We start from the raw sequence: 12858 nt of genomic DNA on the forward strand, positions 1-12858 counted from the left end.
TCCACGGTGTGTGGGTCGACGGCGGACGGGACGGGAGCTAGGGAAGATGGTGGGCTGAGGGGGAAGTAGGCACCCTCTGCTCTCAGCGCTATATCGGCTGCTTTGGGCTACAGGCCACGCTTTTTGTTCCAGCTGCTGATGTACAAGGCGTAAACGATGTTGCCGATTCCCGCAGTGAACAAGAACAGCACGAGGTGGACCATGGCGGACTGGCGCCGACGCCGACCGTAACCTCCGGCGAAGGCCGCCGCAGAAGCAGACGCAGAGGCAGCAACGTTGTTGTTGATGATGATCGGCTGCGGCATCTGGGGCTGCTGAGAGGGTTCAGGCTGCGGTGTGGACATTTTACGCCTATCGGTTGATCGTTCAACGGGATCTTAAAGATAGTGTGAAGATCGACCCGCGTGAAGACACGAAATGATCACATCAGCGCGTGAGTCATCGGGTCCTATGGCCCTCGCTAGCTCGATGAGCCAGAGCGCCAGTACTGAAATCCACCAGCGATACCAACAGATAAGGCCAGCACGGCTGTTGGCTGTGTGCTCTGTGGCTCACGTGTACGCGATGAAACACCACCGCGGCAGCACCCAGTTATCACTCACCTACACGGGCGACCAGCCACGAGGGCCTCAGCGACCGCACCGCCCGTCGCTAGCATCGAGTGGCACACCGCGGCACCTTCACTCGGGCCGTTTCTGGGCCGTCCGAGGGCTGCTGACGACGACAGACGGCGACGGCTCTCCCCAGCACAGGGCCGGTGTCTCGGTTGCTGTCGCAGGCCCCGAGCCCTGAACCTGAGTTGAGGAACTCCAGGTGTCCGTCGTCTCGCCCTGTCACAGGGTGAAGGCAGACTGAGCGCATGAGTGACAGCGTCTACACCAATCGCCGCAGGCTGGACCTGACATGGGTGGAGTCCATGGGTGGCCCGCTGATCGTCGTTCCTGTGTCCGTGCTGCACCAGTGGAGCGGCTGCACCGAGGACGGCATCATCGTCGGTGGCACCGACCAGCCGGACGATTACGACCGGGCCTGCGCCGTCGAAGAGTGCGTCGAAGTGATCAGCCTGGGTGACGCCGAGAGCGCAACCGCGCTGGTGCTGGGAGACGAACCAGCCACGACCTGCTACCTACCCGAACAACGAGCCTTCGTGCGATGGCTCGGCGCCAACTCCGAAGCCGAGCTGGTCGCCGCAGCCGGTGCCGTCCTGAGCGATGAGGCGACGCTATGGGAGGAGTGCGGGGTCTGGGAGACCGACGGCCCGGCGGTCCTGATGGACTCGGCCGAGGCCGGCGAAGACCTCGGCGTGCCCTACCCGGACGGCAAGGGCCAGCCTGACGAAGCCCCGGTGCCCGTGCCCGCGGGACGATGGAGAGTCCGCGCGTTCTACAAGACCGACGGGTCCCCTTCGGTCGGTGTGGTCCAACTCCTGCCAGCAGAGGGCACTTGATACCTGGGTAGCATCCGGGCATACCAAGCGTGACCCGTGTACGAGGCCTTCCGAACTGGTGCTCCAGGACCTGAGCAGCGGCATTTGACCGGGATGGAAACTCCACCGACCTTGTGACCCATGTCCCGGAGGAACTCATGGCAGAACCGCTCCACTACACGAGCGTCCCCGCCTTTCTAGTCGTCGGCGTAGACCCACTCACTGATCTCCCAGGATGTAGTCGCACTCGTGCGGTGGGCAGCGAAGCCGGGTGGCATCGTGACCAGCTCGGCCAATGACGGGTCCAGGGCCAAGACGTGGTGCAGGTGTTGGACCGTCGACGCGCCGTCTTCGTTCGGGTCGTGGACATCGTCACAGACCAACCAGTCGTCTTCCTCATCGTGGATCACGGTCAGCGCGGGAAACTGAGCCTCTGAAACAGTTCGCTGGACGATCGCCAGCAGTCCTTCAGGGAAGGCTCCGCCCTGGTATGGCCAGCTCAACTCTGGCTGTATAGATCCCATGCACGCGATTCTGCGTACAGCAGCGAAGTACAGCAACCACAGCAACCGACCACGACCGGCAGTGCCTCTGAGGGTCCTTGCGGTGGCCCCTATGACCGTCGCTGACCGATCTCTATAGAGCTACGGATCAAAAGGCGTACCCTGCCGAGTGGTGAGGTCGTCCGCACGGTAAAGGCCGTGACCCGGGGTGCGACAAGGGTCGGCTGCCTCACCATCACCGCAGGACCGTGCCACTCTCGTGCCAGAACGTGCGGGGAACCACGGGGAGTCAGCGGCAACGACGGTGAACACGCCGGAACTTGCCGCACTGCGGATACACGCAGGTCAAAGCGATAGCCGGCTCGGATTCATCCAGCGACGCCGTTTGCGTCCGGTAAATCCTTCCGCCAGAGCTAGCGACGTAGGACAGGCCGCCGCCGTTCGAGCCGATGACCAGGCTCGCGGCCTTCTTGTCCGCGCCGACATCGACAGCGCCGTACTCCTTGAACCGCAGAAGGGAATCACCTGCCGGGTCGACGAAGTAGCCGTTGCCGACGTCCGCCCAGGTGACGCCGCCGATGATGTTGTAGAAGGTGATCAGGTCAGCAGGGGCAGCGCTCACCTGGGCAAGCGTGCGAGCCGAGGCCTGGTCGACGTGGTCGGCCAGCCGGACCTCATTGGCTCCCGGGGGGAAACCGTGCTGGCGCTCGAACTCGTCAGTCATCGCCGTCAAGGCCTCTGAGACCCTGCTCTCCTACGACAGCAGCCAGGCAGGCGAAAGCGAACGGTCACTCATGACGCCGGATCATGGCATGCGCCACGGACATCCACGGGGCGTCCGACAACCTGCTTCGAAGGTCGGCGCAATGCCTTGAGCCACTGATGGCACCGGCCCTGGGTGATCGCAGTCATTGCAGGCGCACGCGGGGCCGTGCCCGGTCCGACGGGACGCCGGGGGCTCACGGGGAACAGCGGCGTCCATCGCGTTCCGGCCCAGGTCAGGGAGTTCCCAGGTCAGCCGATATCCGCATACGGCGTCTTCCAACTGGTGCTCTAGCAACCCAAGCATGGTGGCGCCTTCTTCCGAGCAGGCAGAAACACACGCGCCGCCCTCTCTGAGACGCTGGGCAGATGCTCACTGAAGATGAAGCACGAGGGCTCGTTGTGGCGGAGCTCGCGCGGGCCGAAGGGATGACAAGCCTGGACCTTGCGATCTCCCGGGTTAAACCCGTTTCTTTCGGGTGGGTGTTCTACTGGTGCGCGCGACGGGACATCGGCCGCCCCTCCGGCCACCGGCCATCGCTGGGTGGGAACGGCCCTTTCTTGGTGGATCGGGAGAACGAGCGACTGATCCGAGGTGCAACCGGTAGGCCCGTTCCCCGACAGGTCACTGACTATGAGCGTCGGCTTCGGAGTGAGGCTCATGCCCGGAACGCGGCGGCGAAGCGCGCTGCACAGCAGGGAAGTACAGCAACCCGGGCGCCCACGGACGACCATAGCCCACCCCAGACAACTGGTTGACCAGTCCCGTAGACCCCAGCGACCTCGGCGCCCATAGTTCACATCGAGGGGCACCGACCGACCGGAGACTCGGTCACTGGACTCCAACCACCACTGCTGAACAGTGCGACCGATGGGGAGACTCATGCGTGATCACGGCTGGCTGCGGGAGCCGCTCACGGCAGCGGACCGCCTGCTGATCTTCCTCGAGATCATAATGGCGGTGATCATCTTGCCGATGGTCCTGATGGTGGCTGGGGCCCTGCTGTTCTATGTATCGGCCCGCCCCGCGTAGTGCGCATCGAGGTACAGCACACGGCCCCCACTCGGGTCGTCTCTGATCCTTCCGAGGGCGGATCAGCCACGACAACCGACGACAACTCGCCACCAGCTCAGCGAAGGTCCACCGGGCGCCGGCGCGGGTGCGCCTTCCCAAAGCCCAGTTGAGGAAGGCCAGAGGCCCCTGTGCCACATCCCTGCGTGATCCAGCGGGAGTTACGGGGAACCGCGGGGCCAGCAGTTGTCTGATACCCTTCTTCGCCCACATGGCTGTTCCGCAGGTCAGAGCCGCACTCGACTCACCTCGCTCCTGAAGCGGCACTCTCCCCATGGCCAGGTTGTCCAGGCTCGGGCCATGAACAAGGATCCGCAACGCTTGGCGAAACTGTTGGGAGCGATGGGGGCCACGGAGCAGGCACCGGCCCCGGTCGGGGCCGGGCCGGGTGTGCCGAGTTCGCTGATCGAGGTCGAAGAGTGTCGCCGACTTCTCCGGGCTCAGTCCGCGGCACTGAATGCGCTTCGTGTCCAATCGGCGAAGCTGGTCCAGGCGATCTCCGGATGTGCCGCATGCAAAGCCGGGACGTCGACGGTGTAACCAGGTCCGTCGAGGAAGGCCCACACCGCGCGCACGTCGGAATTGTCGACCTGTGCCAGCGGGATGTACTCGTGCCGGACCTCCGTTCCGACGGTGGCACTCAGTGTGGCCGCCATCTGTGTGGGAGTGTTCTCATCGCTTGCCAGGTTGATCCGCTGTCCCACATAGCGGGTGGGGTTGAGCAGCACTCCGGCCGCGAACGCTCCATGGTCGGTGCGGGCGAGCTGCTTCAACGGCTTGTCCGAGTGGAGCGGCATGTCCAGCGCCCCGCTGAGAATGCGTTGCGCGCTGCCGAGGTTGACGATGTCCAAGAGAGACGTCGGTCCGAGGATCGTGTAAGGCACATCGCCGGAGACCAGTTGGGCTTCGATACGTGCCTTGCTTTCGAAAATCGGTACGCCGGTCCCCTGGTCGGCATTCGCCAACGAACTGAACACCAAGTGGGGGACCCGCTGTTCGCCTGCGGCAGCCAGAATTGCCTGCCCCTGGGCCACCTCGGCCTTCACGCCGCCGTCGACAAAAGGAGTGGTGTACGCGAACACCCCGGCCACCCCTTGCATCGCCGCGGCCAGGGAAGCCTGATCGGTCAGGGAACCCGCCACAACCTCAACGCCCCGGTCGGCCAGTCGGCGCGCGGCCTCATCGTGGGGATTCCGCACCAGCGCCCGTACCCCGGCCCCGCGGTCCAACAATGCGTCAGTCACCGCCCTGCCCTGTCCACCGGTAGCGGCAAGCACCAGAAGAGGATTCTCAATCATTTCAGAACTCCTTCGGTTCGGATACGAAGAAATAAGCGACGGACGCAGGCACCAAGTAAATCCTGCATCGGAAGTCGTGAGGTGCAACCAGCGCCGCAGTCCGACATCTACGCCTCAGCCCGGATCCACCGGCTCGACGGTGGTGTGATCGGTTGGGGGGCGTGCAGGATGTGTCGGGTCCGAGTTATGGATTCGGCGTGTGGGGTGGCCGCCGGCCCGCCCAGCCTTTCCACTAATTACGGTACATAGAAATGTGTACACAAGTAGTCCACATGAGGGGTTGTCCATGACCGAGGGCACAGCTGCCCGCCGGGGACGAGGCCGGCGTCCGGCAGCAGAGGTGCGTGCCAGCGTGCTGGCGGCAGCGGGGCGAATCCTGCTGACAGACGGTCTGCGAGCTGTCACGTTCGACCGCGTCGCGTCGGACGCGGGATCGAGCAAGATGACCCTCTACAAGTGGTGGCCGTCGCCGGGCGCCCTCGCGGCCGAGGCGTACTTCGCCCAGGTCAACCTGGCACTGGAGTTCGCCCACACCGACGATCTGCGCGCGGATCTGCTCGCCCAGCTCGGCTCTTTCGTACGGTGGCTGACCGACGAGGGGGCGTCGAAACCCGTGTCCGAGCTCATCGGCGCCGCCCAGATGGATCCGGGCGTGGCAAACGCCTGGACGGAGAGCTATCTCCTGCCCCGCCGCGAGCTCGCCCGGGTGCGTCTCCGCGCCGCCCAGCAGGAGGGTGAGCTGCGCGAGGACGCGGACCTCGACGTCATCATCGATCAACTGTGGGGCGCCTGCTACCACCGGTTGCTCGTGGTGAGAGTCCCCCTCGCGACTCGCTCGCGGAACGCCTGGTCGACCAGGCACTCTACGGTGCGGCGCCACGGGAGACATGATCTCCACGAGGTGACCCTGGCCGGGCGGTCGTCGTCATCGACCGGTTGTCGGCGCCCGGGCCGGCTCAAGGCGGTCATGTACGTCGGATGACCAGTACGGCGACGTCGTCGAGGTGGTCCACCGCGACCGCGGCGTCGAGGATGCGGTCGGCGGTCTCCTCGGCGTCCAGGCCGTCGTGAAGTGCCGCGCCGGCCAGTGCTCCGGCCCGCTCCAGTCCGGCTTCCAAGGTGAGGCCCGGCCCTTCGACCAAGCCGTCGGTGACCATGACCAGCGCGCTGTCCTCGTCCAGGACGAAGGTCTCCTCCCGGTACTCGGTACCGGGCACGACTCCCAGGACCGGCCCGCCCGGCAGCTCGCGGATGCTGTGGCTGCCGTCCTTGCGCGCGTACAGCAGCGGTACGTGGCCGGCGCTGGCACCGGTGACCCGCCCCTCGCGCGGGTCGAGACGCAGCATGGTGCAGCTGGCGAATCGATCCGCGCCCATCGTGAGGAGCAACTCGTTGATGCGGGTCAGCACGGTCGCGGGATCCGGCTCGTGGGCGGCGATCGCACGTATGGAGGCGCGCACCTGTCCCATGGCTACGGCAGCGTCCACGTCATGTCCCTGGGCGTCGCCGATCTCCATGGCGACAGCGCCGTCGGGCATGGCGAAGGCGTCGTACCAGTCTCCGCCGATGTCCAACCCGTCCCGGCTCGGTCGGTAGCGGGCCGCGACCTCCAGGCCCGCGAGGTGCTCGGGCAGCCTGGGGAGCATGGCCTGCTGCAGCGCCGTGGCCAGCTCGACGCGTGCCTGCTGCAACCTGATGCGCCTCAATGCCTGGCCCGCCAGGTCGGCCAGCGTACTCACGAGGGTCTGCTCGTCCAAGGACGGCCGGTGTCCACTGCGGTAGAACACCAACCATCCCCCGAGCGGCTGATTGCCGGGCTCGGTGAGGGGCATGACCGAGACGGCGTAGTCGGAGCCGAGCCGGGCGAGCCGCCGAAATTCGACCGCGTGCGGCCAACGGCGGATGTAATCCCCCCGGTCGAGGATGAAGTGGGACGTGCCGGTGCGGATCGCTTCAGTGAGTGGGGTCGGATGGTCCAGCGACATGCCGTGCAGGTCGCCGACCTCCCACATGGCTATCCCGGCATCGGTGGAGACACGCAGGCGGTTGTCGTCCACGAGCGCGAGCACGGCACCGCCGGCGCCGAAGGTCGCGGCGAGCCGGGTCAGGACGACCTGCTGCATTTCCTGCTCCGTGGCTGCGGTGATCAAGGCAGAGGAGAAGTCGGCGATGTCTTTGGCACGCTGTCGCTCGGCAGTGAGCGCCGCCTGCGCCATCTCCCGTCGCTTCTCCTGCTTGGTGTCGTCGCGGACCACCCCGAAGATCCGCTCGGGGCCGCCATAGCCCAGTTGGATCCGCCTGGTGTATGTGGCCAGTTGGTGCCAGCCGTCGTGCTGGGTGAGGTACCGCAGTCTTACCCAGGGGGACTGAGGGGAGGCCCAGCGCAGCAGCTGCCGGAAGGCCTCCCGGTCGTCAGGGTGCACTGCCGACACCACTTCGGACAGCGACGGGGTGGGATCCGGGAAGATCGCGGACACGACCGGTGCGCCACCGAGCCACTCGAACTGTTCCTCATGGGGCGAATACCTCCACAGGCCGAGGTCGGCGGCCGTGGCAGCCAGCCGGAACGGGATCAACAGGCTGGCCAGGTCGTTCCCCGCGTCCAGGGCGTGCACCCGGACCAGCCGCTCGCCAGTTGCGGGATCCTTCACTTGCCGCGCCTCGATCAAGCAGGCAACGGGTTCTCCGCCTTGCCCGGGGAAGTCCAGCACCCGCATCGCGACCGTCTTCGTCCTGGCGGCGTGGGCCATGAGGCTCTCGGCCGACAGCCGCTGGCTTGCGGGCCATAGATCACCGAAATCACGTCCCAGGCACTGTTCGGCCGAGCTGCCCAGCACGGTGGCCATCGCGGCGTTGAGGCAGCGGATGGCACCGTCCAGCGTCAGAAGAGCCGCCGGGGCAGCCCCTCGAAGGAGTTCGTCCGAGGCATCCATCCGAGACTCCCTGGCACGTACCAAAACTGCCCTTTCGGCAATTTTCTCGCATTTCGCGGCGATGTCCTGGGGTCGAGGATGCGTCTTGCCATCACGTACAGCAACCACGGCGATCGCGGTCGGCCTTCAGCGCACCTGAGGAACTGAGCAGCCGGCCCAGCCGCCCTCAGCGGCCGACCCCCACGACCGACCCCCACGACCGCCCGCCCAAGGCCCCGGCAGCCGTCGACGTGACGGCGGGAGCGGCGGCACCGCGCGATCACGCGGGCAACGACGGCGTGGGCGACGTCCTCACCCTCGACTCCTCCGGCACCCTCACGATCCAGCGCGGCACCGGCACGGGCACGCTGGGCGGCAAGGTCTCCGGCGCCGGCTGGCCGACCACCGCGAGGTTCGTACCGTTCGGCGACCTCAACGGCGACCGGTGCAACGACGTCCTGGTCCGGCTGAGCAGCGGGGCTCTTCGCGCTTACCGGCCGGGCTGCGGCAAGGCGGTCACGCCGTCGACGTCGTACGTGTCGCTGGGCACGGGCTGGAATCAGTACAACCTGCTGACCTCGCCGGGCGACATCACCGGTGACGGGCGGGCGGATCTGATCACCCGCCACTCCTCCACCGGTGCCGTCTATCTCCACAAGGGCACCAGCGACGGGAAACTGGCCACGCGGGTGAAGCTGTACGCCGACTGGAAGGGCTACAAGAAGGTCATCGGGGTCGGGGATCTGAACGGCGACGGCCGCGGGGACCTGCTGGCGCAAGACGCCTCGAACGAACTGTGGCGCTACAACGGCACGGGCACGGGGAAGTTCGCGGGGCGGGTGAAGGTGTTCGACAACTGGGGTACGGCGTACAACGTCGTCGTCGGCGTCGGGGACATCACCCGTGACGGGAAGGCGGACCTCGTCTCCCGGGACACCTCCGGCAACCTGTGGCGCACCAGCGGCGACGGCAAGGGGTCGTTCCACGGACGGGTGAGGATCGCCACCGGTTGGCAGGGCTACAAGGCCCTGTTCTGACCCGACGCCGGGAGAGACACGAGGAAGGCCCCGACCGTGACGGTCGGGGCCTTCCTCTCGCTCTCGCGGTGTCGGTCCCGTGAGCCCGTTCAGAAGGACGGCCGCAAGATCCCCTCGGGATCGTCGTGAGCCCATGCCGCGTACTCCTCGAAGCCCAGGTTGCCGATGCTCAGGTTCGCGTGGACGTCGTGGAGCCCTGCCGGGACGGTGCGGAATTCGCGACCGAACTCGGTCAGTTGTGCGTAGTCCCCCTCGTCGACGCACTCCTCCCGCGTCACCGTGGTGACCGCCAGCAGCGGGTGGCTCCCGTCCCGCATGGTCGTACCGTCGGCGAGGAAGACGACGGCGAGGTGGTCGTCGCCGCGGACCGCGGTCAGCACCTCGTCGACGGTCGTCCCCGCCCAGGCGGGATCGTCGACGAAGTGGACCTGTGCCTCGTACTGCCTGTCTCCCCAGGGCTCCGTCAGCGCCGCCGCCACGTCCTGCCACGCCCGGTCGTCGAGGTAGTCGGTCCTGACGACGAGGGCGTCGTACTCGCCCCGTCCGGTGACGGCGGGCAAAGTCCTCATGGGTCCTACTCCTCGGTGCCGGTCGGTCAGCCGTGTCCGACTGTCCCACGGCCCCGGAAGGCCACCGGAGGGTGGGTCCGGCCGCTCAGGAGGTGAGGACGGAGATGCCGTCGCCGAGCAGTTTCAGGCCCAGGACGAAGAACAGGACCGCCATCACGGCGACGTTGTGCTGAGCCGCCCAGTCCTTCCAGTTGCCGAGCATCGTCTTCGCTCGCTCTCCACCGAGCAGATAGACGCCCAATGGGGCCAGGAGGCCGAGGGTGGCGATCAGGACGAAGATTGCCAGCGAAACGATCTGCTGCCCGACCGGCAGGCCGGCGGAGCCGATGGAGGCGGCCGCGGCGATGGTCAGCGGGGCGTTCTTGGCGTTGAGCGCGGCCAGGGCCAGGCCGAGTCCGAAGACCTTGATCGGCGTGAGGCGATCAATCGCCCCCATCCATTTCGGCAGCTGGGCTTGTGACGGATCTTTGGGACGCCGGTGCCATTGGCGGGCGCCGAAGAGGACGAGGAGCAAGCCGAGAGCGAGCTTGAGGGCTCCCACCCAGGTGGCCGGCTGATTGTGGGCGGAGGCACCTGCGGGGGATGCGATCGCCAGCATCACAGCGCCCAGTGCCGAGAGTCCCAGAATCCAGCCGACGGTGAAGAGGGGGCCGTTGAGACGTCCCCGGGGCGTGGCGAGGATGAGGATGACGGCGATGATCGGGAGCGGACTGACCGCGACGGCTGCCGCGAAGCCCAGTACGTCACCGAGAACTGCGCCCATGGTTGCCTCCGTATGGGGCCGGACAACGGCGATCCGGTCGCGCGGGGCTCGGCCCGAGGAGGCGCTTCGGCCACCTCGGCGGCGGCTCCGGTCGGCGTGTGCGATCGGCTGCGCCACTGGTTTCCCGTCCCACCGGTTCCATCTTCCTGCGCCGGGCCGGATCTGTCCTTTGGTGCTTCGCGCGAGGGGGGCGAGACGATCAGTCCGGACGCCGCGCGACCTGGTTCCCGCCGGGATGCGAGGGCGCGCGTCCACCGTGAGGATTGACATGTGAGGGCGATGGCGCCTCATGTTCGGGTGCTTGGCGACCCTCGCACCGATCCGTGGCAGGAGAGTTCCACGATGACTGCGACGACAGGTGCATCCCAGTCAGCGCGCCCCGAGCGACCAGGCAGGTCGGATGGGGTCTGCAGTGAGTTCACCGTCTTCACCAAGATCAAGCCGGGGCATGCGGACGCGCTGCGTGAGGATCTCGCCAAGCTCGCCGACGTGGCGGGTGAGGAGAGGGTCCACGCGGCGGTACGCCAGATCGGCACCCTGCACGACGCGCGACACGTGATCTTCGATGACGACACCCGGTTCATGTTCGCCAGCGTCTTCGACGGCTCCTGGGACACCTACATCGACGACTTCGCCAAGACGGTGGTCGGGGACCGCTTCAACCAGGTCTTCTCGCACAGCGAAGGGTTCCCCGGCGTCAAGGATCCGGGGGTGAAGGACTGGTTCCTCGCCCACCAGGCGCCCGCGGGGGTCTTCGTCAGCGCGTATCCCGACCTGACCGTCCAGCAGATCTACAAGGACCAGCGTGTGGACGACGCGTTCCAGGAGGTGCTGGACACCTCCGAGTTCCGTGCGGCACTGGACAACCCGGCCAACGCAGATCTGGTGGCCACGCCCGCCTTCCGGAGGCTGCTGGAGGAGGCGTCGGCCTGACGCCCGACCGCGAGCGACGCCCGGAACCCGGCCCGCGGTCCGCCGCCGTCCGCGGACCGGGTCGGCGGTACCGCTCCTGTGCGCCCTGTGCGCACGCGAAGCCGTGGACAACGTGGAGGCACAAGCGACCATGAACACGTCGGACACCAGCAGCGCCAACGGGGCGCGCGTCGAGATCGACGACGTCCAGAGCGGGGCCCTTCGTCCACGGCCCGTCCCCTACCAGGGGAAATACCTCTTCCTGCACGTCGATGACCGGCACGCGGGTCGCGACCTGCTGCGGCGGCTGCTCCCGGTGACCTCCGGAGGTCTGCCCGACGCGGACCACAGCGGGGACGCCTGGGTGGCGGTGGCGTTCACCTACCAGGGACTGAAGGCCCTGGGGGTGCCGCAGGAGTCGTTGGACAGCTTTCCGCGGGCGTTCCGGGAGGGTATGGCCGCGCGGGCCGAGCTGATCGGCGACGTGGGCGAGAGTGGTCCGGCCCACTGGGAGGCACCGTTCGGAACGGGCGATGTCCACATCGCGCTGAGCGCCCTGTCCTCCGATGCGGCACGGCTCGACGAGGAGCTGGAGCGGGCTCGCGTCGCATACGAGGAGACGCCCGGTGTCGAGCTGATCTGGGAGCAGGACGTCCGCCAACTCCCGACGGGGCGCACCACCTTCGGCTTCCGCGACGGCATCAGCCATCCGAACATCGAGGGCGTGGGACTGCCCGGCTCCAACCCGCGGGAAGCTCCCATCAAGGCCGGCGAGTTCATCCTCGGCTACCCCGACGAAACCGGCGGCCTGCCTCCCATGCCCAGACCCGATGTGCTGGGACGCAACGGCACCTACGCGGCCGTCCGCAAGATCCGCACCGACGTGGCGGCTTGGCGCCGGTACCTGCGCGCGAACAGTTCCGGCGCGGAGGCGGAGGCGCTCCTGGCCGCCAAGATGGTCGGGCGCTGGCCCAGCGGGGCGCCCCTCGCGCTGTCGCCCGAGCACGACGATCCGGAGCTGGCGGCCGATCCGCACCGCGTCAACGACTTCCTGTACCGGGAGAACGACGACCGGGGGTACCGGTGCCCCGCCGGTGCGCACATCCGGCGCACCAATCCCCGCGATTCCACGATCATCGGCGATGCGCGGATGCACCGCCTCATCCGGCGTGGCACCACCTACGGCCCGCCGCTGCCGGACGGCGTGCTGGAGGACGACGGCGCCGACCGCGGCCTGGTCGGAGTCTTCCTCGGAGCTCACCTTGAGCGTCAGTTCGAGTTCATCAAGGCCGAATGGGTCAACGACGGCAACTTCATCGGCTACCCGGGCGAGCAGGACCCGGTAGCCGGACATCACGGTGGAACCGGCACCGTCACCGTCCCGGAGAAGCCGGTGCGGCGCCGCCTGCGGAACCTGCCCAGCTTCGTGGCCACCCGAGGCGGTGAGTACTGCTTCGTGCCGGGACTGCGCGCTCTGCGATGGCTCGCCGAGCTGGAGGGCTGAGGGCTCAAGGCTCAAGGCTCAAGGCTACGGGCTACGGGCTGAGAGTTCAGGGCTGAACGCCGAGCGCTGAGCGCTGAGCGCTGCGGGTCGAGGGCCATGG

Annotated in this window: 13 protein-coding genes; 6 read left to right on the plus strand and 7 right to left on the minus strand. The window is 67.3% G+C overall.

The annotated features are described in order from the left end of the window. Nucleotides 1-107 precede the first annotated feature (107 nt). Nucleotides 108-305: a hypothetical protein gene (locus tag ACWCPM_RS02675; RefSeq protein WP_450974302.1), complete on the minus strand. Its 198-nt coding sequence runs from the start codon at nt 303-305 to the stop codon at nt 108-110. Nucleotides 306-859: 554 nt separating this feature from the next. Here ACWCPM_RS02675 and ACWCPM_RS02680 point away from each other — a divergent pair. Continuing rightward, nucleotides 860-1447, plus strand: coding sequence for an Imm21 family immunity protein (locus ACWCPM_RS02680; protein WP_450974303.1), 588 nt, complete (start codon nt 860-862; stop codon nt 1445-1447). Nucleotides 1448-1623: 176 nt separating this feature from the next. Here ACWCPM_RS02680 and ACWCPM_RS02685 read toward each other — a convergent pair whose 3' ends face one another. Beyond that, nucleotides 1624-1950: a hypothetical protein gene (locus tag ACWCPM_RS02685; protein ID WP_450974304.1), complete on the minus strand. Its 327-nt coding sequence runs from the start codon at nt 1948-1950 to the stop codon at nt 1624-1626. 268 nt (nt 1951-2218) lie between these two features. Further along, on the minus strand, nt 2219-2653 hold the full coding sequence (locus ACWCPM_RS02690) for an SMI1/KNR4 family protein (RefSeq protein ID WP_450974305.1): 435 nt from the start codon (nt 2651-2653) through the stop codon (nt 2219-2221). Nucleotides 2654-3574: 921 nt separating this feature from the next. On the opposite strand from ACWCPM_RS02690, the gene ACWCPM_RS02695 reads away from it, so the two are divergent. Beyond that, entirely contained in the window at nt 3575-3724 is a 150-nt protein-coding gene (locus ACWCPM_RS02695; RefSeq protein ID WP_450974306.1) for a hypothetical protein, read from the plus strand. 479 nt (nt 3725-4203) lie between these two features. Here ACWCPM_RS02695 and ACWCPM_RS02700 read toward each other — a convergent pair whose 3' ends face one another. Continuing rightward, on the minus strand, nt 4204-5061 hold the full coding sequence (locus tag ACWCPM_RS02700; protein WP_450974307.1) for an NmrA family NAD(P)-binding protein: 858 nt from the start codon (nt 5059-5061) through the stop codon (nt 4204-4206). A 286-nt stretch (nt 5062-5347) separates the two neighbouring features. On the opposite strand from ACWCPM_RS02700, the gene ACWCPM_RS02705 reads away from it, so the two are divergent. Further along, complete coding sequence (locus ACWCPM_RS02705; protein WP_450974308.1) at nt 5348-6043, plus strand: TetR/AcrR family transcriptional regulator C-terminal ligand-binding domain-containing protein; 696 nt, start codon at nt 5348-5350, stop codon at nt 6041-6043. Here the strand turns inward: ACWCPM_RS02705 and ACWCPM_RS02710 are convergent. Beyond that, nucleotides 6027-7994 (minus strand): SpoIIE family protein phosphatase, encoded by a 1968-nt coding sequence (locus ACWCPM_RS02710; protein WP_450974309.1) that lies wholly within the window; start codon nt 7992-7994, stop codon nt 6027-6029. The two genes, ACWCPM_RS02705 and ACWCPM_RS02710, sit on opposite strands and share 17 nt — an antisense overlap. 230 nt (nt 7995-8224) lie before the next feature. Between ACWCPM_RS02710 and ACWCPM_RS02715 the strand changes: the two genes are divergently transcribed. Next, complete coding sequence (locus ACWCPM_RS02715; RefSeq protein WP_450974310.1) at nt 8225-9010, plus strand: FG-GAP repeat domain-containing protein; 786 nt, start codon at nt 8225-8227, stop codon at nt 9008-9010. An 89-nt stretch (nt 9011-9099) separates the two neighbouring features. Here ACWCPM_RS02715 and ACWCPM_RS02720 read toward each other — a convergent pair whose 3' ends face one another. Next, nucleotides 9100-9579, minus strand: coding sequence for a DUF6924 domain-containing protein (locus ACWCPM_RS02720; protein ID WP_450974311.1), 480 nt, complete (start codon nt 9577-9579; stop codon nt 9100-9102). A gap of 85 nt (nt 9580-9664) precedes the next feature. Beyond that, nucleotides 9665-10342: a GAP family protein gene (locus tag ACWCPM_RS02725; protein WP_450974312.1), complete on the minus strand. Its 678-nt coding sequence runs from the start codon at nt 10340-10342 to the stop codon at nt 9665-9667. Nucleotides 10343-10684: 342 nt separating this feature from the next. Between ACWCPM_RS02725 and ACWCPM_RS02730 the strand changes: the two genes are divergently transcribed. Then, nucleotides 10685-11275 carry a hypothetical protein gene (locus ACWCPM_RS02730; protein WP_450974313.1) on the plus strand — a complete coding sequence of 197 codons (591 nt, stop codon included), beginning with the start codon at nt 10685-10687 and terminating at the stop codon, nt 11273-11275. A gap of 130 nt (nt 11276-11405) precedes the next feature. Then, complete coding sequence (locus ACWCPM_RS02735) at nt 11406-12758, plus strand: Dyp-type peroxidase (RefSeq protein ID WP_450974314.1); 1353 nt, start codon at nt 11406-11408, stop codon at nt 12756-12758. The last annotated feature ends 100 nt before the right edge of the window (nt 12759-12858 follow it).

This window comes from Streptomyces sp. NPDC002309, from assembly GCF_053593375.1.

Coding starts and splice junctions, on each gene's coding strand:
- ACWCPM_RS02735 (WP_450974314.1), top strand. CDS start 11,406: ATGAACACGTCGGACACCAGCAGCGCCAACGGGGCGCGCGTCGAGATC.
- ACWCPM_RS02680 (WP_450974303.1), top strand. CDS start 860: ATGAGTGACAGCGTCTACACCAATCGCCGCAGGCTGGACCTGACATGG.
- ACWCPM_RS02730 (WP_450974313.1), top strand. CDS start 10,685: ATGACTGCGACGACAGGTGCATCCCAGTCAGCGCGCCCCGAGCGACCA.
- ACWCPM_RS02710 (WP_450974309.1), bottom strand. CDS start 7,994: ATGGATGCCTCGGACGAACTCCTTCGAGGGGCTGCCCCGGCGGCTCTT.
- ACWCPM_RS02720 (WP_450974311.1), bottom strand. CDS start 9,579: ATGAGGACTTTGCCCGCCGTCACCGGACGGGGCGAGTACGACGCCCTC.
- ACWCPM_RS02675 (WP_450974302.1), bottom strand. CDS start 305: ATGCCGCAGCCGATCATCATCAACAACAACGTTGCTGCCTCTGCGTCT.
- ACWCPM_RS02690 (WP_450974305.1), bottom strand. CDS start 2,653: ATGACTGACGAGTTCGAGCGCCAGCACGGTTTCCCCCCGGGAGCCAAT.
- ACWCPM_RS02700 (WP_450974307.1), bottom strand. CDS start 5,061: ATGATTGAGAATCCTCTTCTGGTGCTTGCCGCTACCGGTGGACAGGGC.
- ACWCPM_RS02695 (WP_450974306.1), top strand. CDS start 3,575: ATGCGTGATCACGGCTGGCTGCGGGAGCCGCTCACGGCAGCGGACCGC.
- ACWCPM_RS02725 (WP_450974312.1), bottom strand. CDS start 10,342: ATGGGCGCAGTTCTCGGTGACGTACTGGGCTTCGCGGCAGCCGTCGCG.
- ACWCPM_RS02685 (WP_450974304.1), bottom strand. CDS start 1,950: ATGGGATCTATACAGCCAGAGTTGAGCTGGCCATACCAGGGCGGAGCC.
- ACWCPM_RS02705 (WP_450974308.1), top strand. CDS start 5,348: ATGACCGAGGGCACAGCTGCCCGCCGGGGACGAGGCCGGCGTCCGGCA.